This is a genomic window from Bradyrhizobium sp. ORS 285, from assembly GCF_900176205.1.
In the GTDB taxonomy this organism is placed as follows: domain Bacteria; phylum Pseudomonadota; class Alphaproteobacteria; order Rhizobiales; family Xanthobacteraceae; genus Bradyrhizobium.
The window spans coordinates 7076261-7102504 of record NZ_LT859959.1 but is presented as its reverse complement, the minus strand read 5'-3'; the positions used below and the strand labels follow the sequence as shown (position 1 = coordinate 7102504).

General features: G+C 60.7%; 17 protein-coding genes, 1 tRNA gene and 2 pseudogenes. 12 read left to right on the top strand and 8 right to left on the bottom strand.

Features of this window, described 5'->3' with window-relative positions; all coding sequences use genetic code 11:
• Positions 1-228: 228 nt before the first annotated feature.
• Complete coding sequence (locus BRAD285_RS31890; RefSeq protein WP_035646456.1) at positions 229-1692, top strand: trehalose-6-phosphate synthase; 1464 nt, start codon at positions 229-231, stop codon at positions 1690-1692.
• A gap of 41 nt (positions 1693-1733) precedes the next feature.
• Here BRAD285_RS31890 and BRAD285_RS31885 read toward each other — a convergent pair whose 3' ends face one another.
• Entirely contained in the window at positions 1734-2075 is a 342-nt protein-coding gene (locus tag BRAD285_RS31885; RefSeq protein ID WP_006612048.1) for a hypothetical protein, read from the bottom strand.
• Between the two features lie 225 nt (positions 2076-2300).
• On the opposite strand from BRAD285_RS31885, the gene BRAD285_RS31880 reads away from it, so the two are divergent.
• A tRNA-Ser gene (locus BRAD285_RS31880) sits at positions 2301-2390 on the top strand.
• A gap of 161 nt (positions 2391-2551) precedes the next feature.
• Positions 2552-3787, top strand: coding sequence for a site-specific integrase (locus tag BRAD285_RS31875; protein ID WP_006612047.1), 1236 nt, complete (start codon positions 2552-2554; stop codon positions 3785-3787).
• 61 nt (positions 3788-3848) lie between these two features.
• Here BRAD285_RS31875 and BRAD285_RS31870 read toward each other — a convergent pair whose 3' ends face one another.
• Positions 3849-4367 (bottom strand): hypothetical protein, encoded by a 519-nt coding sequence (locus tag BRAD285_RS31870; protein ID WP_035646453.1) that lies wholly within the window; start codon positions 4365-4367, stop codon positions 3849-3851.
• Positions 4368-4568: 201 nt separating this feature from the next.
• On the opposite strand from BRAD285_RS31870, the gene BRAD285_RS31865 reads away from it, so the two are divergent.
• The gene (locus tag BRAD285_RS31865; RefSeq protein WP_006612045.1) at positions 4569-4805 is read left to right on the top strand and encodes a helix-turn-helix domain-containing protein; all 237 of its coding nucleotides are present in this window, start codon (positions 4569-4571) and stop codon (positions 4803-4805) included.
• Positions 4806-5214: 409 nt separating this feature from the next.
• A complete protein-coding gene (locus tag BRAD285_RS31860; RefSeq protein WP_139020627.1) occupies positions 5215-5445 on the top strand; it encodes a hypothetical protein in 231 nt (76 codons plus the stop codon).
• A 278-nt stretch (positions 5446-5723) separates the two neighbouring features.
• Here BRAD285_RS31860 and BRAD285_RS31855 read toward each other — a convergent pair whose 3' ends face one another.
• Entirely contained in the window at positions 5724-6479 is a 756-nt protein-coding gene (locus BRAD285_RS31855) for a hypothetical protein (RefSeq protein WP_006612044.1), read from the bottom strand.
• Positions 6480-8065: 1586 nt separating this feature from the next.
• Positions 8066-8580, bottom strand: a pseudogene (locus BRAD285_RS35945) (SOS response-associated peptidase); the annotation flags it as partial.
• A 133-nt stretch (positions 8581-8713) separates the two neighbouring features.
• Between BRAD285_RS35945 and BRAD285_RS31835 the strand changes: the two are divergent.
• Positions 8714-12664: a hypothetical protein gene (locus tag BRAD285_RS31835; protein WP_035646445.1), complete on the top strand. Its 3951-nt coding sequence runs from the start codon at positions 8714-8716 to the stop codon at positions 12662-12664.
• A gap of 318 nt (positions 12665-12982) precedes the next feature.
• Here BRAD285_RS31835 and BRAD285_RS31830 read toward each other — a convergent pair whose 3' ends face one another.
• On the bottom strand, positions 12983-13198 hold the full coding sequence (locus tag BRAD285_RS31830; RefSeq protein ID WP_006612038.1) for an AlpA family transcriptional regulator: 216 nt from the start codon (positions 13196-13198) through the stop codon (positions 12983-12985).
• 123 nt (positions 13199-13321) lie between these two features.
• Entirely contained in the window at positions 13322-16333 is a 3012-nt protein-coding gene (gene traA / locus BRAD285_RS31825) for a Ti-type conjugative transfer relaxase TraA (RefSeq protein WP_006612037.1), read from the bottom strand.
• A 170-nt stretch (positions 16334-16503) separates the two neighbouring features.
• On the opposite strand from traA, the gene BRAD285_RS31820 reads away from it, so the two are divergent.
• The 5 genes and pseudogenes from BRAD285_RS31820 to BRAD285_RS31800 all read left to right on the top strand — a co-directional run bounded on the left by BRAD285_RS31820 (position 16504) and on the right by BRAD285_RS31800 (position 19558).
• The gene (locus BRAD285_RS31820; RefSeq protein WP_006612036.1) at positions 16504-16830 is read left to right on the top strand and encodes a conjugal transfer protein TraD; all 327 of its coding nucleotides are present in this window, start codon (positions 16504-16506) and stop codon (positions 16828-16830) included.
• A gap of 1 nt (position 16831) precedes the next feature.
• Positions 16832-17122 (top strand): conjugal transfer protein TraD, encoded by a 291-nt coding sequence (locus tag BRAD285_RS31815; protein WP_050886848.1) that lies wholly within the window; start codon positions 16832-16834, stop codon positions 17120-17122.
• A gap of 518 nt (positions 17123-17640) precedes the next feature.
• Positions 17641-18035, top strand: a pseudogene (locus BRAD285_RS31810) (recombinase family protein); the annotation flags it as partial.
• A 98-nt stretch (positions 18036-18133) separates the two neighbouring features.
• On the top strand, positions 18134-18874 hold the full coding sequence (locus BRAD285_RS31805; RefSeq protein WP_035646442.1) for a DUF6035 family protein: 741 nt from the start codon (positions 18134-18136) through the stop codon (positions 18872-18874).
• Positions 18875-19036: 162 nt separating this feature from the next.
• Positions 19037-19558: a hypothetical protein gene (locus tag BRAD285_RS31800; RefSeq protein ID WP_006612032.1), complete on the top strand. Its 522-nt coding sequence runs from the start codon at positions 19037-19039 to the stop codon at positions 19556-19558.
• Between the two features lie 74 nt (positions 19559-19632).
• Here the strand turns inward: BRAD285_RS31800 and BRAD285_RS31795 are convergent, their stop codons facing one another.
• Complete coding sequence (locus BRAD285_RS31795) at positions 19633-20343, bottom strand: hypothetical protein (RefSeq protein WP_197696968.1); 711 nt, start codon at positions 20341-20343, stop codon at positions 19633-19635.
• On the bottom strand, positions 20318-24379 hold the full coding sequence (locus BRAD285_RS31790) for a helix-turn-helix transcriptional regulator (RefSeq protein ID WP_006612030.1): 4062 nt from the start codon (positions 24377-24379) through the stop codon (positions 20318-20320). The genes BRAD285_RS31795 and BRAD285_RS31790 overlap by 26 nt, the downstream gene beginning before the upstream one ends.
• Before the next feature lie 146 nt (positions 24380-24525).
• On the opposite strand from BRAD285_RS31790, the gene BRAD285_RS31785 reads away from it, so the two are divergent.
• The gene (locus tag BRAD285_RS31785) at positions 24526-25656 is read left to right on the top strand and encodes a Fic family protein (RefSeq protein WP_006612029.1); all 1131 of its coding nucleotides are present in this window, start codon (positions 24526-24528) and stop codon (positions 25654-25656) included.
• Positions 25657-26244: the final 588 nt, after the last annotated feature.

Sequence of the window (26244 nt, the reverse complement as noted above, 5' to 3'; positions counted from 1 at the left end):
CAGGATGTGCCCGACGTCAAGCGGGCAGGTTGGTAGTTCCGTTGTTAGTTCCATCTGCGCGACGTTCGCAAACATCCTCCGCTGCTTTTGATTAGAAATGCTCTGACTTGCTGCGCGCTGTGATTACACCGCGCGGCTGCCTGAATTTGGTTTCAATTGGTTGAAAGGGTGGCCCGGAACCATATTGATGAACGGTTGTTAACCGACATGACCAACAGGAGGGGAGCTGTGAACCTCGTCGTGGTTTCGAATCGGGTGGCCCGTGGCAAAGCCAATGAGCCAATGACCGGCGGACTTGCGGCAGCTCTGCTGCCCGTTGTGGAGAATTCAGGGGCAGTCTGGGTAGGTTCCTCCGGCCGGGTGCGCGATGGCGCACAGATGGAACCAATTGCGCAGATCGAACAGCTGGGCGCAGGTGCGCTGGCGCTGTTGGATCTGCCGGCCGCGCATTACGCCGGCTACTACGAAGGCTTCGCCAATTCGGCGCTGTGGCCCGCGCTGCATTCGCGCAGCGACCTGATCAGCGTCTCGCATGACGACTACCGCTCCTATCGCGAAGTCAACGCCTTCGTGGCGCGCGCGCTGCTGAGGTTCCAGAAGCCGGACACGCTGTTCTGGATTCAGGACTATCACTTCCTGTCGCTCGGCGCGGAGCTGCGCACGCTCGGAGTGAAGAGCCCGATCGGCTTCTTCCTGCACACGCCGTGGCCGGCGCGCAGCGTCATCGACAGCGTGCCGAATCACCGCGATCTCGTGACCGCGATGCTCGCCTACGATCTCATCGGCTTCCAGACCGAGGATGACCGCGACAACTTCATCGCATGCCTGCGCACCGATCTCGGGCTGCAGGTCCGCGAGGGTGTCGTCAGGTCACTGCATGGCCGCACGCGGCTTGCGGTGTTTCCGATCGGCATCGACGCCGATAAGTTCGCACAACAGGCCGCGAAGGCCGCCTCGCATCCCGACGTCTCGCGGCTGCGCCGCAGCCTGCACGGCGAGAAGCTCGCGATCGGCGTCGACCGGCTCGACTATTCCAAGGGCCTCGTCAACCGCATCAACGCGTTCGACCGGATGTGGACTGTCCATCCGACGCTGCTGCGCGCCGCATCGCTGCTGCAGATCGCGACGCCGTCGCGCGAATCGATCGAAGCCTATGGCAATCTGCAGAGCGAGGTCGCGCGCCTCGTCAGCGAGGTCAATGGCCGCCATGGCGAGGTCGATTGGACGCCGATTCGCTATCTCAACAAGGGTTATGGCCAAGCCGTGCTGGCGGGTCTGTATCGCAGCGCGCAGGTCGGCGTCGTCACGCCGCTGCATGACGGCATGAACCTCGTCGCCAAGGAATATGTCGCGGCCCAAAGCCCGGCCGATCCCGGCGTACTGGTGCTGTCGAAGTTTGCCGGCGCCGCCAACGAGCTCGATGCAGCACTGCTGGTCAATCCGCACGACATCGACGGCATGGCGCGCACCATCGCGATGGCGCTGTCGATGCCGCTCAATGAGCGGCGCATGCGCTATGAGATCATGATGACCAAGCTGCGCCGGCATTCGATCCAGCAGTGGTTCGCGGATTTCCTCGAAGCGCTGCAGGACGGCGACACTCAGGACGGCGCCGAGATCGAGCCTCTGCCTGCCGCGCCTGCGGGCTTCCTCGGCAGCCGTTTGATGTCGTCGACCGCCCGCTATCACTGAGCGACACGGATCGCGACGGCCGGCCGGCAGTCGCGATCGGCTTAATGACAGTACGAGACGCCCTCGAGCACGGCACAGCGCAGCTTGTTCGGCGAGCTGGGATTGTCCATCGGGACCATGCCGTTGCCCTGGCCGACGAACACGCCCGGGCCGACCACGACCGACGCCTTGTTGCCGATGATCACCGACGGATGCGGCTTCAGGCTGGACTTGGTGCCATCAGGCCACAGGATGGCGTCGCCCTGCCAGATCCCCTTGCGGCCGTCGTCGCAGGTCACGTCGACACCCTGCTTGGTGCATTGATCGGCGCGGGCGGCGCCGGCCGTGGCAAGGCTAAGGACGACGGTCAGCAGCATGGCGGGACGGCAGCGGGCGAGTGGCATGGCAGGGTCCGTTTTTAGGGCCGCCGGATCGGTCGGCCGCAAATCAGTGGTCGGGGGAGGGCGAAGGCCGGTTCAGCCGCGGCCGGATCCGGCCGATCGACCATCCCCGACGCGCCTCCATCGTCGCCCAATTGGTGTTTTTTATCAGCGATTTGGGGGAAATTTAGCCTGGAAGGCTCCGCCCCGCTTGCAAAACGCCCCCGACCCCGCCAAGAGAGGGCCGCCGGAGAGATGGCCGAGTGGCTTAAGGCGCACGCTTGGAAAGCGTGTGTGCGGGAAACCGTACCGTGGGTTCGAATCCCACTCTCTCCGCCATCCCAGCGTTCGCATCTGTTCGCGGACGTCCGCCAACCCCCTGAGAAATCGCCGCAATTTTAGCGTTTGATGACCTCAAGTGTCCGCGCGCATTCGCCCCACAACGTGGGTAAACGCGTGCACGACGTGGGTAGCATCGTGGGTAAGGCTGCGAGGCGAAGATGGCGCATCTGGTAGGCCGCCTGACGGCACTGAAGGTGACGAAGGTCAAGAAGCCCGGCATGTATGCCGACGGCGCTGGCCTCTATTTGCAGGTCACAGGCGACGGCGAAAACACGCCTGCGAAATCCTGGATCTTCCGCTTCACCCTTCGCGGCCGCTCCCGCGAAATGGGCCTTGGTTCGTTCTCGATCTTTGGGCTGGGCGAAGCGCGGGCGAAGGCGGCCGAGTATCGACGGCAGGTCTACGAAGGGATTGATCCGATCGAGGCCCGCCGAGCGCAGCGCGCCCAGGCTGAACTGGAAGCCGCCGCGGCGCTGACTTTCAAGGAGTGTACCAAGCAGTATCTCGCAGCTCACAGCGCCGGCTGGCGCAACGCCAAGCACGCCGCGCAATGGAGCTCGACGCTTGAGACGTATGCCGAGCCGGTGGTCGGTTCGCTCTCGGTCCACAGCATCGACACCGCGCTGGTGATGAAAATCATCGAGCCGTTGTGGTCGAAGAAGCCGGAAACGGCATCGCGGCTGCGCGGCCGGATTGAAGCCGTCCTCGATTGGGCAACTGTGCGCGGCTTCCGCCAGGGTGAAAATCCGGCGCGGTGGCGCGGCCATCTAGACAAGCTGCTGCCGGCGCGTGCCAAGGTACGTAAGGTCAAACACCACGCCGCCTTGCCCTATGATGAGCTGCCCGCATTCATGACAGCCTTGCGTGCGCAAGACGGCGTCGCGGCACGCGCGCTCGAGTTTTTGATCCTTACGGCCGCGCGCACCGGCGAGGTGATCGGCGCACGACCCGAAGAAATCAAAGACAACTTCTGGACGGTGCCGGCCGGACGCATGAAGGCCTCCAAGGAGCACCGCGTTCCGTTGTCGGCCGCGGCGCTCGCCATCGTCGAGAAGCTACGCAAGGAGCAGGGTGGCGCGTATCTGTTTCCGGGTGGAAAGCGCGATAATCCGCTCAGCAACATGGCCATGCTGGCGCTGCTGGACCGGATGGGACGATCCGACCTGACCGCCCATGGCTTCCGCTCGACCTTTCGGGACTGGGCCGCCGAGCGCACGAACTATCCGAATGAGGTGGTCGAGATGGCACTCGCCCACACGATCAACAGCAAGGTCGAGGCCGCTTATCGCCGCGGTGATCTGTTCGAGAAGCGGAAATCGTTGATGTCCGATTGGGCAACATTCTGCGCGTTAAGTGGTGGTGCAGATCAAAAGATCATCTCGATCCGCGCATGAACTGCCCGATCGCTTGTCTAGCTGTGCAACTTTTTCCTCGGTGGCCTTCAGATAGTCTGGACTAGCAGGGCAGATCTTGGGTCTTAGCAGTCCCGTCATTAGAAACTGGTAACCGCACGCCAGCAACCTTGCAAATCGCTTCAATCAGGAGCCGAACCGCTCGGGCATCCCATTCGATTTGTTCGATGGGCACATCCCAATGCTCTGACACCACGTAGGCCGCGTGGCGGGCCTTGATGCCAAGACCTACGATCGTCTGCGCTGGAGTAGCCATAATTGCTCGCTCAATAGGGGCCAAGCGAGCCAGGATCGCTTCCATCTTCTTCACTCGGCTGGCCTCGTCCGAACGGACGTTCTCCTCGTCTCGAGGCTCCCTACAATCATCGTGCTGGAACTCTAACGCGGACATCTCTGACAGCAGCGTGGCAAAAGTCGTATCTAACTGGACAAGGGCGAAATCAGGCTCAAGCTGTTCTGCTGGAGCCGTTTGGTCAGCTGAAAGTTCATTCCCAAGATTCAATTCCTCTGCTCTCAGAGATCTCGTTGAATTCATCGCCTGCACCGACGGGCCGTTGCTCATTCGCCACCCGATACTGATTCGAGGAAGTTTGCACTTTCCCGTCATGGTGTGGGCCAGAGGAGGCGCCGCAGCCACGATGGTGGGAAAGATCGGCACTCCCACTGAGAACGCTGGGAAGGACATAGGGTCGATCCCGTAGAATACCGAATTTATCGGTATCTGAAAAGTCGTTTTATGTCTCTGGCCCCTCGTGAGGCCGGGATGCCGAAATCGGTGACATCACCACTGCAGAAAAAGCTTGCCGCCATGCTGGTCGAGCACAGGAAGGCTGCAGGTTTGAGACAGGTCGACCTGGCTGAAAAGATGGGCGTCTACCAGTCCTGGGTGACGCACATGGAATCTGGTCAACGGCGGATCGACGTCGTCGAGCTGATCGAGCTGGGGAAGATCCTCGGGTTCGACCCGGTCGAAGTGGTTAGGAAACTGAGCCGCAAGTAGCATTGCGGCCGGACACAATCCGAGGCCAGTAACTTACGGAATATTTTGGCTTTGCTTGAGACGCCTTCACGGGATGTCATTCCCGTTCCTGATCGGCCGAGGCCTCAAGCGGGAACGACCGAGCGGGTTCTTTGCCTAGCGATACTCTGTCCAAGCAACACTGTGGCCAGTCGGGAGACACGCGTAGGAATGACGACGCAGCGCCACCGGAGCTGCGCTGAAGAAAGTCCACGTCCAGGACCGACTGTCGATCAACCAGTCCTGCAGTGCCGAAGCCGCTGTCGCGGGTGCGACGACCGATCTCATCGCAAACACGGCTTGAAGGATTGGCTGGTGAACACGGGGATAGACTTGAAAAATGATCGCTTGACCTGCGACAAGCAGCTTGGCGCAGGAGCAGCCCTGCACCATGCGTGGCGCGATCACAAGGTCCGACCGGCTGGTGACGGCGGTGATGCGGCACGCCGTGCCCATGACCAGCGTTGAGGCAATAGCGTCGAGCGAAATCCACCAGGTTCTGACCGACAAGCTGTTCACGAGCCGAAGTCCAGCCGTCGTGGACGACGATCCGATCAAAACGACCTCAGAGAGCTTCGCAGGGCAATCAAGGCAAAAGATAAAAATGAGATTGCCGAGCTGACTGCCAAATTCGGCTCGCCGGTGCTCTAAATCGAAGGTAGCTGAGCAATAGTCAAGGGAGTCGAGCGGCTGACTATCGGCGAGATCGTCGAGAGCTTTTAAGCCGCTCAGAACCTCAGGTTTCTCTGCCGATGGGTGCCATAATGATTGCCCGTGGAGTAGTTCGTGACCACCTTTTGCGCAACTGCAGCAAATAACGCTTGGGCCGTGAGCCTTTGCGCCTTCGGCCTGGTTCGCGTGGGGATTCTAGCGGCCGCGAGCAGCCAGGCATTTCAAAGTTCAAAGAACCTTTGATCTGCCTGCGCGTCTATCCGCGGCTCTAGCCTGATCAGCGAGTGCATTTCTCCGATCTCCCAGGCGCGCAATCTCGTGCTCGCGCTTTGGGATCTCGTCTTTGATCTGAGAGGAGAGCGTTCGGAGTTCCATGATTGCCCTCTTAACCGACGCGTCAAAGCGAAAGGCGACAGCTAATTGTGAAGGCATCGTCAGCTCGCGCTCGGAAATCACATCGCCCATTCTTTGCAATCGAGTCACAGTCGCCAAAATCCGATCACCATAGCCGAATGGTGCTGCGGATGCGCTCGGGCTCAAGACATCTTCGCCCTCGCTGCGTGCGGTTAGCAGCGAATTGGTCCATCCGTCGAGCTTACCGGGGTCTGGGAACCGTTCGATTAGCTTGTTCAGATCGGCCCGCGCAGTCTTGAGTCTTTCCACATCGTCTCCGAGCTTATCAACGTCACCGTTGACCCGGAGGAACGTGGCTTGAGCGATGTCCGCCTGAGTTTCGTGGATCTGGTGCTGCTGCAAGTCAAGTTGAGTGCGAGCAAGTCTGATTTGCTGTTGAGATAAGACGAAAGCTATGGTGCCAGCGCCAATGGCGATGATCCAACCAATGACTCCAACCGCAACTGTTACTCCGTCCGAGGTACTCATCCTTTGCCAAAGAGGTCCCCAAATGCCCGTGGCGGACGCAATAGAAAGTATAAGGAGCAATGCTGCAGCGGATGCCATGCCGCAGTAGCGTTCAAAATTCATTCAGCAAATCCTCTGACGTCGGTGACCACCTTCTACCCCTCCCACACGATCATCGTTCGCCCGTTCACCATGTTGAAGCTGGACGTGCCGTGGCATCGGCGGTAAGATAGTGGCACATTTTAATTGCAACCAAAAAGAGATAGGCTTCGGCTTTCGATTGTGGCCCACAATCAATGGGGCATGTCATGCGCATACTGACGATAGTTGTATTTTTGTTGATATCAGTCGAAGTCGCCCGCGCACAAGGAACTGGCGCCTACCCGAACCCGCTACTCACGCGCGGTGCAATCGATCCGGATCTAACAGTCCGGTATATATGCAGCCATTCGACCTCCGAGAGACGGAGCGTCACCACGGCTCAGAAGAAGCTCATCTTCCAAGCTTATGGTGTGCCCTACGAAGATCGTGCTGACTACGAGGTGGATCACTTCATTCCGCTTTCGCTGGGCGGTGTGAATACCTGCCGCCAGGACGACGGTACGGAAGATGTGACATGCAATCTGTGGCCTCAGCCACATCAGAGCGCATTTCCCCATGTCGCTCCGTGGGGGTCCGAAACGAAGGATAAGCTAGAGTATCGCCTCTATCGGATGATGTGTGCAGGTCAAATTTCGCTCCAGGAAGCGCAGTCAGCGATCACATCGGACTGGGAAGCTGGATATCGGCAATACGTTGAGAGCCCTCCGGTTGAAACGGTCGCGAGACCCTTCACAACGACGCCGCTGTTCAGACCATTTGAACCGCAGTTCGCAGAGACGTCTGCGCCGATAAGGCCGACACGGACGCATCGCTCTAGACACGATAGTATGCGCGCTCGGCCGGTCGAGTCCTTTCCCAAGCTTGGCGACGAGTTCGGCGCGCCTCGCTTCGATTTTCACGGCCTCTGGATTGCTCCTCCCGAGCCTCGACTCAGGGCTCCGTCGCATTCGCATAGAAAGCATAAAAAGAAGCGGCGCTGACTGGATGCCTGTCAACCTGGTGAGCAGCCTAGTTGGAGCGCGCCATCAGAACAACTATTGTAGTCCGGCCTTGTTTAGGGTGACGCACCGATCTTTAGAGCGTTCGACATCACTGTTCAGCGAAGCGGCGATCTCGCGAGGTAATGCGCAGTTCGGGCCAGCGTCTCGATCTGCGTATAAAGAGTCGCACGTTGAAGGCGGATAAGTACAGCTTGCGCGTTTCTTTCGGTTCGTCTCAGCTATCCGCTTGCAGTTTGATGCCCAATTGAAATTGTAATCGCCATAGGCGCGGTTGACGCAAGCTTCGTAATTCGCCTGGGCGGCAACCTTCTCCTCGGCCTGCCGTTGCTCGGACGCCAGACGCTCAGCCTCCGCTCGATCGGCTGCCGCCTTTTGCCCCATCTCAGCTCGCACTCGATCAAGTCGACGCTCGGCGTCAATCTGAGCGTCTCGCGCAGGAAGATAGACGGAGTAATAGTATCCGACGCTTCCCGCTGCTCCCGAAAACGATGCGGCAAGGCTGAGTTTCAGGATTATATCGGTTATCCCCGCCATTATCTGGCCCCTGCGCAACCTCGCGCATTAGCAGCCCGACAGCAACAGGAAAATGATAGAGCTAGTCATCCGCTATCGTGCATTTGGACCAGAGTGGTCCTCCTTCAATGGACCGCGCATAACGATTTCTATGGCGTCGTCCGACAACAGCCGCTGCAGTGCCTTCCTCGTCGCACGGCGCGCGCACCCAGACCTCGCGCTCTTCGGCCGTTGTAGGATGACCGGCATTGCCTTCGGGGGGATCTGCGCGACGACCTCGTTGGGCTCCGTCGCCAAGAAGCCGTAGACCAGACGCGGGCTGGGGATCGGCTTGGACTTGATGCCGCGGTCGCCCTTGAACTCTGTCGAGACGCCCGCAAGGCACGTCATGACCGTTTTTCTGAGAGCGCGAGCAAAACGACGTCCTTTTTCTTGGTTTCCGGGTTCGGCTCCGGCGCGTACTCGGCGAAGCTGTTGAACGGGACCGGGCACCGGCTCTCTGGCTTGAGCCAGCCGCGCCAGTGTGACGAGGCCGTGTTGCGGATGTTGGTGACTGGCGGCCCGCCGGTGCGCGGCGGAGGCGGCATGCCCCACCGCATCAGCGCCATCTAGCGGTCCTCGTCATTGCCGCCGCGGCACGCGTGTTCCGTTTGTTCTGCGCCCGCGGCGTCAATTCTGGCAGTGTAACTGGTTAAAAATCGCCGCGCGACGGTGACAATGACGGTATGCTGCGACTCAGTCATGTCCTTGCTCGCTGCTACACAGATCCCTAAGCCGGCGGATGAACAGGCCTTCGAACGGGCCTCGGTCGTGCTGTGGCGCGGATTGCTCAAAGATCCAAATGTTCAGCGGAACGGTCGCCGCGGACAGCGGCAGAACGGCGTCGACCTCTCTGGTGTGCGCAATGGCGATCCGGCCTATCCCGTCGGAATCCAGTGCAAGCTGAAAGGTGACGGACAAGTCCTAACGGAAGATGAGGTGCGTGACGAGGTCTGCAAGGCGCTCACGTTCCGGCCCGCGCTGCGCGAGTATTTCATCATCACGACCGCGCCTGATGACGTGGCGCTTCAAGAGCTGGGCCGCGAACTTTCCCTGGAGCAAAAGAACCAGGGTCGCCAGATCCTGATCTATGTCTGGGGCTGGAACACTCTTGAGGAACGGATCAGCGAGGATGCCGCCGCCCGCAAACAGTTTGACCCGGACTATGGCGCCTTCAGCGACCAAATCCTCGAGCGCGTCGAGAGCGTGGCCGTTCTCCAACAGGAGGTGAAGGCGACGGTTGAAACGGGTCTCTCCCAGCTCGAGGCCCGGTTCGCGCGCTTCGAAACCGTTCGTTTTGCGCCGGGCGATGCAACGATCAGCGCCAGCGCGCTGGAGGCGCACCTCGATGCCGAGATCGACGAATATCGCGAGCTTGCCAACAGCGGCAAACCGCGCACGGCGTTGCCTTTGCTGGAACGTCTGCTCGCGCGGGTGGAGTCGGCGGCGTCGGGCCGGATCCTGTTCCGGATCAAGGCCAATATCGGCTCGTGCCGCCTCGCTCTGGGTGATGACGCGGAGGCGGCCCGCCTTCTGTCGGACGCCTACGACCACGCCCCGACCGAGCCCAAGGCGATTGCGAACAAGGCGTTCTCACTTCTTCTGCAAGGGCGGTGGCAAGAGGTACTGTCCTTTAGCAAGGCAGCCTTGGCTGCCGATCCGGACAACGAGGGCGTGGCAGGATATCTTGTTCAAGCCGCGCGGTTCGATCCATCCGTCGCAGACCCGCTCGACCTAGTCCCGTCCGGACTGAAGGCGTCATTGGGCGTTTCTGTTGCTCGGGTCGATGCGCTCCGCCACCGCGAGATGATGCCGGCATGGTGGGATGCAGCGCGGGCAGCGCTCGGTGCTTATCCAACTGATCGCCATGCCCTCCAGTTTGCGGCCGATGCGGACCTCGACGAAATCCTGCGCAATGGTCGCGTTCAGCGCACCCATCTGCTTACGCCGGATGAACGCGCGAGGATCCTATCTGCGGTTGCCGTCTTGCGCGGTCTGTGGGACGCGGCGCGGGCGTCCGAAGGCGTGGTACGGCCGGAAGATGCCGCGCTCGTCAGCAATCTCATAGTCGCCTATCAACTGCTTGACGATCTGCCCGCCGCGTTGGAGGTCGCTCGACAGGGCATTGCGATCGCGCCAGGGGACATCGAGATTGCCAAACGGGCGGCGCTGGCGGCCATCGAGGGCAAAGATGATGAACTTGCGCGCGATCTTCTGCAGCGTCTTCCCGTCGGTCCCGACTCCACGATTCTCGCCTTCCGCTATCACGCGGCCCAGGGTGAGTGGAGCCGCGTGGCAGAGATCAGTCGCAGCCCAAGCGAACTCATTCCCGACGTCGAGCGCACCCTCGTGGTTACGGCGGGCCGATTGGCCGCATTGAAGATGGAGCGGCCGCCCGATCTGGGGGCGCAGATCAAGACGATCGCGCACGAGGTTGCCGAGGACGCACGCACCAGCATCGTGGTCGCCGACTTCGCTAAGATGGAAGGCCTGGACGCGATTGCCGAAATTGCGTACCGGTCTGCGCTGAAAGTGCTCGCCGCCGACAGCCACATCTCAGCGAGGCTGATGGTCGCCATGCACGCCGACCGGCGCGGCGACGCAGATAAAGTTGCCGATCTGCTCGACGGCTTTGTCGCGGAAGATCACGACAGTGACGAGCTCCGCTCGCTCGCCCGCGCTTTCGTGAACGACAGCCCGATCCGCCAGCGGGCGATCCGCTTCTTTCAGCGGCTCAGGCCCGAAATTAGGAATCTCGAATTCTATCTTCATGCCGAGGGGCTCCTGCACTACAACCGCGGCGCGCTCAAGGACGCCGAGGGCTGCCTCCGCAGGGCGATCGCGCTCAGCCACGACCTAACGAGTTATCTGATCCTCGTCTCCACGCTGCGCCGCATGGATCGCCACGCCGAGATCAAGCCTATCCTTGACGGGCTGGAGCCTGCGGCTCTCAGGGGAACGCCTGGACAAAAGATGTACCTCGCCCAGGTCATGTTCGTGGAAGGCCTACAGAAGTCGGCACTCGCCTTTGCTTACGACACGCTTCAGTCGGCGCGAAACGATCCGGAGGCAGCATTGCGCTACTTCGGGCTCATGATGCTAGATCCTAAAAGCCGTCACACGCCACATGCGCGGAACGTTGGCCTCGATACGTGGACGCGGCTGGAAAGCGAGCGCGGTGAAGCGGCTGCCTTCGTGATCGCCGAGGGGCCGGATCGACCGGCCGACGGACTGGTCAGTCCGAACCATCCCCTTGCGGCGGCTGCGATTGGCCTCAAGATCGGCGAAAGCTTCACCGTCAAGGCCGCGTTCGGTGACGACATCACGTGGCGCGTGGCGGAGATAAAGCACAAATACGTGCATGCGCTGCACGACGTCATGGGGAATTTTCAGACGCGGTTCCCTGACGCCAAGGGCTTCTACACGCTGAAGATGGAGGGAGACGACGTACAGCCTGCGCTCGACCAGATCAGGAAAGTTTCAGAGAGCAACCGCAGGCTTGCCGATCTCTACCTTCTGCAGCACCTGCCCATGGCCATGGTCGCAAGCCGGCTTGGAGGCGATGCGATTGGTTTTTCGGACTATATCCGCTCGCTTGAGCATGACATCGACACCTGCGTGGGCACGGCGCAGGAGCGTGACGCCGCCCGTAAAGCCCTTCTGCAGCGGTCCGCCGCCGGAGCGGTTCTCGATACCTATTCCGCCTGGACCATCGCCACCATGGACGTGTTCGATGTCGTCAAGGCGGTATTCGGAAAGCTGGTTATCCCGCGATCCTGCATCGACGAGCTCCACCGGCTCCGCGACCAAGACGAACTCGCGAGCCTAGGGCGGTCAATGACCGTCGGCTGGCATGACGGCCAGTATATCCGCCAGGATCATACCCGCGAAGACATCGAAGCGAGACGAAATTACGTCGCCGGGCAGATCACGAAAATTGAAGCGAATTGCGAGGTTGTGGCGGTCGCGGCCCCGGATGAGCCTTCAGATCTCGCCGTCACGCTGACGGAGGCTTTTGGTGCCGACGCGCTGGATACCGCCAATGTCGCAGCCGATGGCTTTGTCCTGCTGTCGGAGGATCTTTATGCCCGCCAAGTGGCTGCCGAAGTCGTCGCGGGCGAGGTCAAAAGCGTGTGGCTCCAGCCTGTTGTTGCCTTTGCCTATGAGACAGGTCTGATTGACCCGCAACGTAGTGCCGAGGTTGCGGTTAAGCTCGCGCGGCGGCGCCACGCCCACGTAGCTCTCGATGCCGATGCCCTTTGGAACGTCCTTCAGAGCGACGCCAGCGGGGGGCTCGACGATTTCCGCGTAACTAGCACCTTTATCGGCACGCAGAATGCCGATCTGATGTCGCATCTCTCCGTCACCCTTTTATTCCTTGAGCGGATATGGCTTACGGCTCGCGCGCCGGACCTGAAGGCGATGGGGGCCACCGGCATTGTGCTGGAGCAACTAACGCGCTTCCGGCAGGCCGATTGGGCTGCGGTGCTTGCGATCGCAAAGCGCCGGGCAACCCCGGATTTACGCCTTTACATCGACCAATGGGTCATCGGTCACTTTTTAGGGGTGGAGAAATTGCGGCAGGCCGAGCGCGAACTTGTCGCTATTCGTGCCGATCTGGAGCGTCGGGAACGATCTCGGAGGCGTTCGTGAGAACCGCAGTCTGATCAGCAAACCGCGTTGCCATTAATCTGCTTCCGCTGCCTGCCTGGATTGCAGGTTTTTCCTGAGATACTTGTGCTGTTATTTAGGGCGGCCCGAGCGGCGGACTAAGGCCGGCGTGCATGTTTGGCTACGTTAAGCCGGTCGTTCAGATCCGGTGATGGATCCGATTGGCCAAGCTTGCTTCGAACGCTGATCGGCTATTCAACTAACGACGCGGCTCACGTCGCTAGCGTAACGACCACTGGGTCATGGCGGACATTTGGCGCTGAGCTGTTTCGTCTCCGTAACCGCGAGCTTTTGCCCTCGTCACGAGACTTGCCCGAGCTTGCCCTTCGGACGCCATCCGACCGGATCTGCCATCCACCGGTTGACGTCGGATTCGTGCCAGCCGCTCCCATTGGTGCTGATCTTGAACTGAGCCGGGAACGTGCCCTCGGCGATCTTGCGGTAGATGGTGGACCGGGACAGTCCGGTCCTGGCGAGGACGGTCTTCAAACGGATGATACGGTCTGGTTCGCGCATGGCCGAGCTGCCTCTCACTCGCTGTTTCTGACGGCTCCTGAGACAGACAGGCCAACAGTTTCGTGGACAAGTGGATTTCGTACGTGTCGGGTGTGGCGTAGGGTCGGCGGTAAAAAGGATGGGTCAAATTCCGATGCTCCGGCCTCTGCCGAGATCGAGGCCGTGGGCGAAGGCCAGTTCCTGCCCGAGCCGTCGGCCTGATTCGAACGCGATGCCGAGGTCGTTCTTGCGGCGGACGAGGATGGATTCCAGTTGCGGATCGCGTTCGAGGCTCTGGGCCATGTCGCCCATCGCTGACCGCGTGGCCTTGTGGCCGGACATGTCACCGGCCTGATACTGGCGCTGGCTGGTATGCGCGAGTTTCTGCCAGCGCTCCACAAAACGATCGGCGCGGCGGCTCGGATCGGTGCGCAGTTCAGTCTCGAGCTGGAGCGCGCGGACTGCGCGGCTGACTTGGCCGCCAGCCGCTTCGCGTGCCAGTTCCGGGTTCTTCCTGTAGGCAGCTTCGGCATCGTGCGGACCAAAGGGCCTCACCTCTTCGAAGGCCTGGCGGGCCTTCTGCAGCTCTTTGACTTGCGTAGGGTTGGCGTTGTCGCTCGTCTCTTGCGCAGCGAAGATCGCATCCACGGCGCGGGCATGGCGCACCAGAGCCCGAGTCCGGACGCGACGCGCTTCCGCGTCGGGATCTTGCGCCACGCTCCCTGCCGGCATTTCGGCTGCGCGCGAGTCGGCTGCCGCCCCGCTTGTCTCTTTCTCCGGCGATGCCTGCTCCGCCTTGCGTTCGCGATCCGGCCCTTGGGCATCTGCAGGCGAGCGCAGGCCGTCAAACATGTCGCGCAGCTTTTCCGGCACGATCTTGCGCACAATCTCGCCTACGCGCTCGCGGAAGCTGATGCCACGCCGCTCGGCATAGCTCTGCACCGGATCGACCAAATCGTAATCCGAGGCCATGTCTTTGGCGCGGCCGCGCGATAGGGCGCGGGTGAGCCGGTCCGCATTGGCAAAATCATCGCGACCATAATGCAGCTCCACCTCGTCGCGATGCCGCGACAGCGCGACATAGCTGCTGTGGGCATCCATGCCGGGCGTCGCCAGCACATGGACGCGGTCGACCGTCATGCCCTGCGCCTTATGGATCGTCGCCGCATAGCCATGGTCGAGCTGATTGTAGTCCTTGAGGTCGAAGCGCACAGATCGGCCATCGTCGGTCTGCACGGCTATGGAATGCGCGCTGACCTGCTCGATGGTCCCGAGCGTGCCGTTCTTGACGCCAAGGCCGCGCTCGTTCTGCAGGAACATCACCCGATCCCCGCTGGCAAAGTTTCTCGCGCCGCGCTCGACCGTCACCCCCACCTCGTCGCCGAGATCGCCCGCTGCCCGCATCCGCTCGCGCGCTGCCTCGTTCAGGATGCGGACCTCGTCGTTCGTGTGGGTCAGGATGATCCGGTTCCGATCGGGCAACGCCTTCCGTTTCCGATCCCAGCGCTCGATTAGATCGCCGCGCGCCTGCTCGCGGGTCTCGGCCTCATGCACCATGCCGTGAGAGTGATACGCTCCAAGCGCACGGGCCACCTTGCCGGTCGCCAAATAGCGCGTGGCGTCGCGCTGCCAGTCCTCCCGCTGACGGCGCACTTCACCGATCTCGGCGCCGCCGTGACGCTCATGAATCGACCGGAACGCCGCGCCGGCTTCGATAGCCTGCAACTGTTGCGGATCACCGACCAGCACCACCTTGGCTCCAGCCTCGGCGGCGTGGGACAACACGCGCTCGAGCTGCCGCGTGCCGACCATCCCCGCCTCGTCGATGACAAGCACATCGCTCGATTTGAGCAGATCACGGCCCTGTCCCCAGCCGTGCTCCAGGCTGGCGATCGTGCGTGCCACAATGCCCGATCCGCTTTCGAGGTTTTCGGCTGCAATGCCGGACAGCGCCACGCCCCGGACCTTGAAGCCCGCCGCATCCCACGCCTCCCGCGCGACCCCCAGCATCGCGCTCTTTCCCGTCCCGGCGTGGCCAACCACGACGCTGAGATCGCGTCTATTCGTGACATGCGCCAATGCTTCAGCCTGCTCGGGCGAAAGCACCAAGCCGCGCGCTTCCGCACCCGCCAAAGCGGCCCTGCACTCCGCATCGCGCACCTCATGGCGCTCCCGTTCCGCCATCAGTTCGGCGGCACGGTGCAGCCGCTGTTCTGCTGCGATCATTCCGCGGCTGGTGAAACGGTCCTCGCCGCGGGCGTCCTTGCCGAGTTCGATCAGATCGGGCGCTCTCTGCATTGCGCCCATCACCTCATTGAACTGGTCGAGCCCGTCACTGTGCCGGTGCGCGAACTTTGCCAGGTCGCGGGGTGTGAATGTCGATTGCTGCTGGGTGATGGCGTCCAGCCCAATGGTGGGATCGGCGATGATCCGCGCGCCATTGTTGTGCGCGATCTCGCGGTGCATCTCGGCGCGGTCGGCCTCAAACCCTTCGCCTGCGATGCCCTGAACCTCGATCCGTTTGGCTGGCGCGCCGATCTGGCTTTGCGGCTCGAGCGCAATCCCCTGGGCTTCCAGACTGCGATGGTCGATCCGCGCGTCGATATCGAGCTCGGCCAGCCGCTCATTGGCGAGCGCGGCCCAGCGTTCACGCCAGCGCTCAACCAGCTCGGTGCGGTTCCAGCCTCGCACCTTCTGGCCGAAGCCGTTCTCGTCGACCGCGCGCATTGTCAGCATAACATGGGCATGGGGCTTGGGCATGCCGTCATCACCCCTGTCCCAATGCACGTTGAGGTCGGCGATCATGCCGAGACCCACGAACTCGCCGCGAACGAAGTCGCGGGCCAGCTCGATCCCCTGCGCCTCGGTCAGTTCTCGCGGAAGCGCGAACTCGACCTCACGGGCCAGCTGGGCATCCTTCCGGACTTCGAATGACTCGACAGCATTCCACAGCCGCTCGCGGTCGCGCCAGGCTTCCGGCGCGTTCTCCGGCAGCATCACCTCGGAATGGACGACGCCGCGCTTGGCGGCATAATCCTGCTCCCGGCCGAGCCGCTCGTCGCGCAGCCGCGAGCCCGAGCGGTAGGCCGCCGATGCCACCGCGCTGCTCCCGGCCTTCCGGCCGATAACCTTGACGTGAAGATGATAGATCGCCATCGCGACCAGAGCATCTACACAGCGAAGCGTACGTCGGCACGACGTATAAGCGCGCCCTCCCTCGAAAAAATCTCGGGAGGGACTACCCCGTCTCAGCTCGTCCTGACGACCTTACAGCATTGCGATCGGCACTCGGCTATCAATTTTCCATCGACATGATGGAGACGACGATGCGCAAACCACGCGACTTTGATGCGGACCTGAAAGCGCTTGACGATAAGGCACGCGAGCTGAAAGCCCGCAAGGTGCGACAGCTGGGCGAGCTCGTCATCGCTACGGGAGCTGATGCGCTCAGCGCTGACGAACTGGTCGGCGCGCTCATTGTGCTGGCCGAGACGAAAGAGGCGGGAAAGAAGGAGGCATGGGCCAAGCGCGGGGCCGCGTTCTTTCAAAGCAGAGCACGCCGAATTTCGGCAGCACCTGACCGCAACACAGATGGCGCTCCTACGCAACCGAGCAGCGCGCAACCGGCATCAAGCCGCAAGGGCGCGACATGACATGCGCACGTGGCAGGTCGAGCGCCGCAAGCGCACGCGGCACCTCATCGAGCTTGGCGGCCTCATTGTCAAAGCTCGCGTGGTGGAGCTGACAGGTGACGACCGTACCGTGATTTACGGCGCGCTGCTCTGGATAGCCGATCGGCTCCAAAGCGATCGGGGGGAACAAGCGCGGGCGCTTTGGGCGGCAAAAGGAGAGCAAGCGTTTGAGGCGGAATCCAGCGACAGACAAGGGGACAGATCGAGTTCTTCCAGCAGTTCATCGTTGATGCACGGCTATCGCATGCCCTAAGCGGTACCCGGTCGCGCGATGTCATTGGAGGCCTCACCAATTCTAGCTTGGCCGAGATCGGCGTGCGCGAGCTGGATTTGTGATCCTGCAGCGAACGCGGCATCGGCGCGCACTCGCGGCATAGGGTCGCGTACCGGGTTGTGCCCGGCCTCCATACATGCTGTCACAACCCGGCATTATGCTAACATCGGGTGCCGGCCGGCGTGAGCACTTCACGAGCTTTTTCCGTGATGCCGGTGGTCTCATAGGTCCTTAGCAGAGACAAGTTTTACCTTTTAAGCGTTGAACGGCTCGCGTTTGGCTTCGGTACGGGAATGCTCGATCGGCGAAGGGCCTCGTTGGACGTCGGGGCCTCTCGCATGTCCTGGTGTAGTCCAAACTATGTGTCTTTGGGGTGCACTCATTTGTCACAGTGGGTCCCGCCCAAAGAAGTGTGTCAGATAAATCAATGACGGCTCTTGTTGACACGTGAGTCATCACCTCTCAGAATTTGTGCCACAAAATGAAGGCGTGGGAAGGTGACGGGACAGGTCGTCGGTTATGTACGGGTGAGCACAGTCGACAGAAGACCGACCGGCAGCTTCTTGGCGTTGACGTACATCGCACCTTCACCGACCGCGCCTCCGGTAAAGATACCGATCGCCCCAACTCGCGCAGCTGATCTCTTACATGCGCGAGGGCGATACGGGGGTCCATTCCATGGATCGCCTAGCGCGTAGTATCGAAGACCTTCAGGCTTTGGTGAGAACGCTGACCGGAAAGGGGCCGCGCGCAGTTCGTCAATGAAAGCCTTGCGTTCACGGCCGAGGCGTCGCCCATGTCCCAGCTCTTGCTGAACGTCATGGGCTCTTTCGCGGAATTCGAGCGAGCGCTCATCCTTGAACGCAAGCGTGAAGGCATTGCCGTGGCCAAGGTGACGGCAACGCCAAGAACGACATTATCTGAACCATTTTGCAGGCGAATCGGCCAAAATGGTCGCCCGTTCGGCTCCACGCTTGGGCATTCTCTCCAATGACCGTTACCAGCCGCAATGTTACCATCGAGGCGCGTGCCTTCGCGACGCCAGTGAATGACCCCGAAATCGAGGAGGTTATCGACCTCATTTCCGGCGAGGTACAGCGGGCTACGACACTCATAGCGTCGCACCAGTATGGGGAATTGGTTGAGGCGCGCGTCGCGATGCGGGAGGCGATAAAGAAGGGGCAGCCACGGCACATATGCGCGATTTGCGGCACGCCGGTTCACCTGGTCGCCAACATGCGCAAACGTTTCTTCTTTCGCCACAAGACGGAAGATGGCTCATGCCCCGCGGTAACGCGGAGCGCGTTAAGCGAAGAGGAGATCCGTGCGCGAAAATATCACGGTTTGCGCGAGAGCGAAGCCCACAAGCGGATCAAGCAGCTTATCGAACGCAGCTTGCGGGCGGACCCGGCATTCGACACAGAGACAATCCTTCAAGAGAAGCGTTGGAACGCGACAGACGATCCTCAAATGTGGCGCAAACCCGACGTGCAGGCGAGTTCGTCGGAAGGGTGGTTTGCCTTTGAGGCGCAGCTATGGACGACCTTTCTGGATGTCGTGGTGAGCCGTAGGATGTTTTATCGCGATGTTGGAGCCCACGTGATCTGGGTTTTGGCAACTTTCTCGGAAGACTATAGGCGCATGACCACGGACGACCTGTTGTTCTCCAACAATTCGAACGTGTTTGTCGTCGACGAGGAAACGGCTCGCCTATCGGAAGTATCCAAATAGTTTCACCTGCGGTGCCACTATCGCGTTCCGTTCTACAATGCTGGGGAGATCAGCGACAAATGGCAGGAAACTATCGTTCCCTTTAGTGCGGTTAAGAAGGAGATCGAGCAGCAACGGGCCTACTATTTCGATCGGGCCTACTATTTCGATTATGAGACTGAAGTGGCGAAGTGCTCTGACCAGCAATTGCGTGATGAAGTTATTGCCTACTGGACGATAAACATGACCCGGCAGATGGAGGGGAGGCCGGAACACCAGGATCGCTGGCTCGCGATCAAGGAGAAACTTGCAAAGCGCAACGTTGCCGTACCAGACCGGCCAGCATGGGAAAACAGCTTTAGAGGGATGATGAATGCCGTGTTGAGTGCCCTCAAGGGCTACGGTGTGGGATGCCAGTTTGACACGTTGATACAGTGCGCGCACCAGACGGCCCAAAAGCATCCGGAAAGCCTGCTTGCGTTTGGCTTTGCCGTCGAAGTGGCGGGTCACAAGGAGTTGCTGAAGAGCCAGGACTCAACGGGGAAATGGGCTTCACGGAGCGAGATGATGCGTACCGAATTGCGCAAGGGGGATCCAAAATACGCGCCGCCGCAGGAATGGATGCCCGCGCTATCGTTCTTGTTTCCCGAAGTCGGTGCACGTCTGGCAGAGTTCCTGCGCCGCAATGGGCTGTCAATGGGTTAGCGCTATAGTTGTCGTGCAATCGCATTTGCGATTACACGATTCCCTCGGTGGCACGGCCACGCTGCGGCAGCCGGCTAGTCCGGCGCGGGACCTTTCGGCCAGGTCCAATCGTGACCGGTTTTTGCCTTGAGCCTAGCCAACAGCTTCTCCATCTTTTCGACGGTCATCGTGTCGAGGAATTTGACCAATTCCTGCCACTGTGGGGCGCCGCCAATTTGATATTCCAGCGTAAGATTGAAATTGACGAGAAAATGGTTGCCCTCAAACCCGATCTCCATTGCGTTCGAGACCGAGTGATGATCGTCAATGTGGGCAAATCTCTTGTTCCTCATTTCGAGGATCTGGTCATGGATTCCGCGGAGCTTCTCGGGAAGGCTGTCACGTGAGAAGCCGCTGCCGCTTCCACCGTGATGCAGGCGTACGTACGTCACGACAAATGCCGTCGTGAGCATGTCAAGTTCGAGTATGGCGTCCATCTCGGCGGCGAATTTGTAATTTTCCAGCCGTTTTGCGACATGCTTCAGGGCCACCAGCGAGGTGAAGGACTTCGATATCCTGATAAGCTGCGACAGCTCCGTGTCGACGGATTCCAGGATGGCGCGCCCATTGTCCGTCATCGCTTGGAAGTGGTTCCGCCACTCTTCAGGAAGATATTGAATCGCCTCTTCTGGGAGTGAATAGTATTCACTCTCTTTATCAGATTCGCTTAGATCGCTTTGCACTCTGCCCTCATCCTGTCGGTCACGCCGGCAAATGCGTTCATCGCCAATCCAGGCGTTCGGCATCCTCATCGTGAGCCTTTGCCTCACGATCATAGCTTTTGGCAAGATTTTCGAGGATTCCCGACGTGCGCGGCCAGTCAAAGGCGGTGGCCTCGGACCAATCTCGATATTGCTTCGCCAACCTCCTTTCCTGATCGCCGCCTTCGCCCATTGCCCGCGTTGTCACGCCTCGGCGATTGGACTTTCCGATCATCATCCCGGTTTCCAGATCCCGGCTACGGATCGCCTCGATAACTTCGCGGATCGGAACGACGGGCCAGATGCCATCTGCGTCGACCTTGGAGGCCGAAAGCAGCTCTCCGATCTTCTCGTCTGCAACCGGACCCCGACCCTTGGCATGGGCGAGCTTGCGTGCCTCCTTAATCCAGGCCTCAAGCTTTGCACCATCGATCGATCCGTCGGCTTCGGTGCCCGGTATGACGTCCCAAATCCGCAACAACCTGTAAGCCTGGTTTGCGATTTTGCGGGCGTGCTCTTCATTCTCGACCGGCGGATCGACTACGCCGCTATCCTCAGTCGGCTTATAGACCGCGGCAAGCATCTCAACGAAGAGATCGGGCTTTGAGGCGAGCTCAGCCATGATGGCCTTGGCCTTGCGCTCTGAATGCTCGAACATCGGCAAGTATTGCCACTCGAGTTTCGCGAGAGTGTCGGTGGACACGTCGTCGGCCTGGTCAAGCTGGTTGAAGATCTCCTGGGCGTAGTGCTGGAACATCGTTCGGTCGTTCATATCCAGCTCACTCTCGACCGGCTGCCGCACGGCTTCAAGCAACGCCCTCAGTAGCAAATCAGAGGGGAACTTCTTACCGTCATGCAGGTGGTAGCCAATGAAGTGGATGCTGGCGCGTGCCCGGCCGGCTTCGATCAGCTTCTCAACCGCATAGGCGGGGTCGGCATCATCTTCCTTGCTCCACAGGATATTGAGCCGTTTCCAATACGATGTCTCGATGGCCTCGCCCGCTCGCTTCGCGAGGCTCCAAACCCAGCCCGTTGACGGCAAAGCCAGAAGGATCGTCAGGAGTCCCTTGTCGCCCCAGGCACCCTGCAGTGCCTCATCAAACAAGCTTTCGGCCCATCCGCGGCCGGCAGCGAAATACCAGCTCCAGACAAGGCCCCGCGCGAAGGCTTGATCCTTCTCCCGCTCGCTGCGGAGCGCGCGCACGAGGAGTTCCCTGCGAGTGTTCTCAGGAACGCTGGTTTCCGCAATCGACTGCCCAAGGTAGCCGGGTTCACGAACGGCATCGATCAGGTCCAACAGTCGCTCGGTCCCGTTGTCGCGCAGGAAGGTTTCTGCGGCAGCAGCCCGCTCGGACTGAAGTAATTGCTGGTCCTTCTGCCAGTCGCCGGTCGGATTGGGCAATGACACCGAGGTCTCGAACAGCCAAGCAATGCCCTCGATAGGATCGAGCGGCGCGAGGGCATCATAGATCCCCTGGAGTTCGGCGACGTCCTCTTCCGGCAATGCCCAGTCAGCGTCCTTGAAACTGCGCTGATGGTGCAATACGCCTCGAAGCTTGGCGCGCAGCAGCTCCCGATCCTCTTTGGTGAGATTGCCCTGGGCGACCCGCTTCAGCTGCTCGGCCGCCTTTTGCCGTCTGTCGCCAAGATCGCTCCACCGTCCAAGTAACGTGGCCCAGCGGGCCCCATTCGAGCCGACGTCTTCGAGGAGGCGGTCCAGGACAGCTTCGGCGCCTTTTCCGATCAGCTGATAGGTGACGACTTCTTTCTTATCGGTAGAGAAATCGCGCCATCGCGTGGTTGCTGTTGGCGAGAAGGAATCGTGGCCGCTTGGCAGAATGCCCAGCATCAGCTTCCATGACGGATTTGGGTAACGTTTTCTGATCCGGTCCAGCACCTTTAATCGTTGGCTGAAGGTTGCATTTGTCTGCGGGCTCCAAAGCAGGAACGCCGTGCGAAGGCTCGCCGCCGGCCGGTTAAGATACCGACCGCCAGGGTCGAGTTGATCGAGCCGCGCCAACACCAGTGAAACGTGGAGCAGGAGTTGCGGAGCCCACGCGAGCGACTCCAGCGCCCACAGCAGGTCGGAAACATGCTCGGCGCTGCCGAAGATCGGGCTCTCATCAGAACCGAAGAGCGCCGCGATTGGCGGTTTGTCGTTGTCGAGGCTGTCGTCCACGGCCGAGAGGAATTCCTCAGGCGAAGCCTCGGCAAGCAGCTGAAAATCCCGGGACAGAGACCACCACCGTTGTCCGTCCGCACCGCGGAGCACCTTTCGGACCACCATGTCAGGATATTGCGAGGCGTGCGGCACCATCGCCGCTCGATCGCCGAACAGCGCCAGCAGAATCAGCGTTTCGCCTAAGCCATGTCGCAGATAGGCGGAATATTCCGGCTCGATGCCCCGCATCGATGCATACCACCGGTCTTCCGGGCTCAAAGTGTATCGCGGATCGGCCGCGCTCAAGACTTCGATGATGGCGGCGCGGTACCGATCGATATCGGCGGCCGTGAAATGGGCAGCCAATAGCAGCCAAGCATCACGGGGCGATGCGACCTTCCAGACTGGGCCGACCTTGCGGAGTGGGCTGTCAAACTCACCGGCGTACGGCGCGATGCTGGTAATGAAGGCCTCATAGGACATTTCCGACAGACGCGACATGATGGCCTTGTCGGCTTCCCGGCCTTCGTCCCACATGCCAGCCAGCAACGCGGCAAGTAACGACCGCGAGATCGCGCCCTGAGCCCACTGCGGCAGCCGGCTCGCGACGCCCGGCATCAAGCGGCGCAGGATCGCCAAGCTTCGTGCGGAATCGCGTGCAAAGGTCTTCGCTTTGTCTTCCGGAACGCCGCTGTCGATCAGAGCCGCTTCGATACCATCACGTGAAGGCCGCGACAGCTTCCTGATGCTACCTTGCGCCCCCGGGTTCTCCCCAAACGCCGCCAGGACGTGATGACCTTTGGCCGCGATCGCCTCCGCAACACCTGTCTCGGGTTCAAGGATCACAATAATCAGCCGTGTGCGGCTGCTGGCAAGCTGTCGGGCGGCATCGGAATTCGAGGCGACGACGCAGCGTGCAAAATAGTGCTCCGCGATGTCGGCGGGGAGTTGATTGATGGTTGCGTAGGCGAACGCGGCAACTTCCTCTGAACTTTCGCCCTGGAACGCAATCGCCGAGTTCTCGCCCCGCAGCCAGCGGAGCAAAGCTGCACTGTCTTCACTGCGATCACTGAGGACCAGATCAGGAGGAAGCGGCCACTGCGTGGCGCGCGACCATTCATCCCACAACTCATCGAGCCGACGTACACCAGGCGGGCGCTTTCCTAGCGCCGTCGCCAACCATTGGCCCACTGCTGGATATTGCTCGATCCAGTGGACTAGGTCGGTACCGTCGTAGGCCTTGACGTCCTTCCAGACGCCTTCAGCGCGCTTTTGCTGAGCCCACTCGTCCTTTTGGGGCCAAGGGCGTGGCGTGACGAACACGAAGCTGGTCTCGCTCTGAGGAAGGCCCAGCGAATCTTTGCTCCGCTTCGTGTAATCACCGTCTGCCTTGCCGGCGATTTTTTCGCGCTGAGTCCCGATCTCCCAGCCCGTTGATCCGGCCGGAACGTATTCGGACCCGGTCGTTGCCTGCGTCGTGCCGTCCCAGCCTGCGAACTGGATGGCTTCATCTGAAGGGAAGTGCAGGGAAGCGTCACTGCTGGCCCGGACCAATTTGGCGATGAGGGTCGGCATGGAAGCCTGACCATCCCGGCGCTCCGCCCATTGAGCCAAGTCGGTGCCGTTCACATATCGGATCGGCGCGCCCGTCTTTGTGAGGTCGGCGAGCTTCGGCAGCGCCGGCCCTCTGACGACGCCACCCTCCGGGAACGAAATTCCGGCGCGCTCGAACGCGCCCCGCATGGCCTCCGCGTTCTGGGGCACCGGTGTTCGCCGTCCCCGCTCAAAATCGGCGACGGTCGACGTGGCAATGTTGGCCTTGGTGGCGAGATCCTGCTGGGACCACGCCAGAAGCGCCCGGGCGGCACGGGCTTGGGCCGGGGTGAGGTCGCGCGGCGGGGTGGAACTCGGCTTCTTCATGTCATATTATTTATATGACATCCTATTCCAATGCGCAAGCCGTTGACCATGAAGAGATAAGCGCCCTCATTCCAATCATGAAATGATCGGAATGCTTTGAAGATGAAGAGATTAGCCCCATACTCCGGTCAAGGGGTGCAGAGACTATGGTTTATATTCATGAAAGACCGGAGTGGCCCGACTTCGAGTGGAGCGCTGAGAAGCTGTCCGAAAGCCTCGCCCGGGTCCGCCACCAGCAAGGTCGGCTCTTGGGCCGGATGGAACGGCTTGGGTTCCAACTGAAGGCAGAGGCCTCTCTACAGACGCTAACCGAGGAGGTGGTCAAGTCGAGCGAAATCGAGGGCGAGATCCTCGATCGCGACCAGGTCCGCTCGTCGATCGCCCGACGGCTCGGGATGGATATCGGTGCTCTCACTCCTGCGGAAAGGCATGTCGAGGGCGTGGTCGAGCTGATGCTCGATGCCACACAGAAGTACGATCACGCCCTGACCGCCGAGCGGTTATTCGGCTGGCATGCCTCTCTGTTCCCAACCGGACGAAGCGGCATGCTGAAGATCACGGTCGGCGGATGGCGCACCGAACAGGCAGGCCCCATGCAGGTGGTGTCGGGGCCCCTCGGCCGCGAACGCGTTCACTTTGAGGCGCCGGCCGCCAAGCGGCTCCCGGTCGAGATGAAAACGTTTTTGGACTGGTTCAACGCCGAGCAGGAGCAGGACCCTGTCATCAAAGCCGCGCTCGCGCACCTGTGGTTTGTGACCATCCATCCTTTCGAGGACGGCAACGGTCGTATCGCACGGGCAATCGCCGACCTGGCGCTCGCACGGTCCGCACACAGCACGCAGCGCTTCTACAGCATGTCCGCGCAAATCCGGAAGGAGCGGAAAGCCTATTACGACATCCTTGAGCGAACCCAGCGCGGCACGCTCGACATCACCAATTGGCTCGACTGGTTTCTCGGCTGTCTCGGCCGCGCCTTCGACGGAGCTGACGCGATCATCGGTAATGTCCTGCTGAAGGCGGCATTCTGGGAAAAGTACGGCGCGAGCGGTCTCAACGAGCGCCAGAAGATGATGCTGAATCGCTTGCTTGAGGGCTTCGAGGGAAAGCTCACTTCGTCGAAATGGGAAAAAATCGCCAAGGTCTCGCAGCCGACCGCAACGCGTGACATCAATGACCTGATCAAGCGCGGCATCCTGCAGAAGGACGCGGCGGGCGGTCGCAGCACCAGCTACTCCCTTGTACTTATCGACGCAGACAAAACTGATCGGCCTGCCTAATGGGCCTTGCAAGTATGAAACCAGGAGCATCCATGAATCATGGCTGTCGGCAATCGGCACGTTGACATTGCGAGGGCGGGCGCTCAAGGAGGCGCAGGATTCCATTAGATCGGCTGGCAACGTTGAATGGATCAGTGCTGCTTCAGCGGTCGCTCGGTTGAAGCCGTACCTGGACAACTCGGCTTATGCCGCTCAGATGAGGATCTGTGAGCATGCGTACGCCAAGCTTATTCGGGCGAAAGCGCGTCGATACATCAATGATGTTGAGCATAGCGCTTTCGGCGTGTCATTCGTTCAGGAGGACATCGAACTCATGATCCCCGCAGACGCCTAACCAAACGCGCCAGAGGCCCCGCCGGTCACCAACAAGATATTTCTTGTTCATGGTCGCGACCTCCGTTTTCCAGGATGTCCGGCAGTTCTTACAGCTTAGGTAAGCCTCGACCATGAGCGTGCGGTTTGCGGGACCTATTGTCCCTCAGATCGGCGATACAACCCGTGATGATGGTGTGGTCCCGCACGCATTTTGGTGGGCGAAGGGCCATGCCGCTTTAACGCAAGATTGGCCAGCCGGCAGCTTCAGCACTT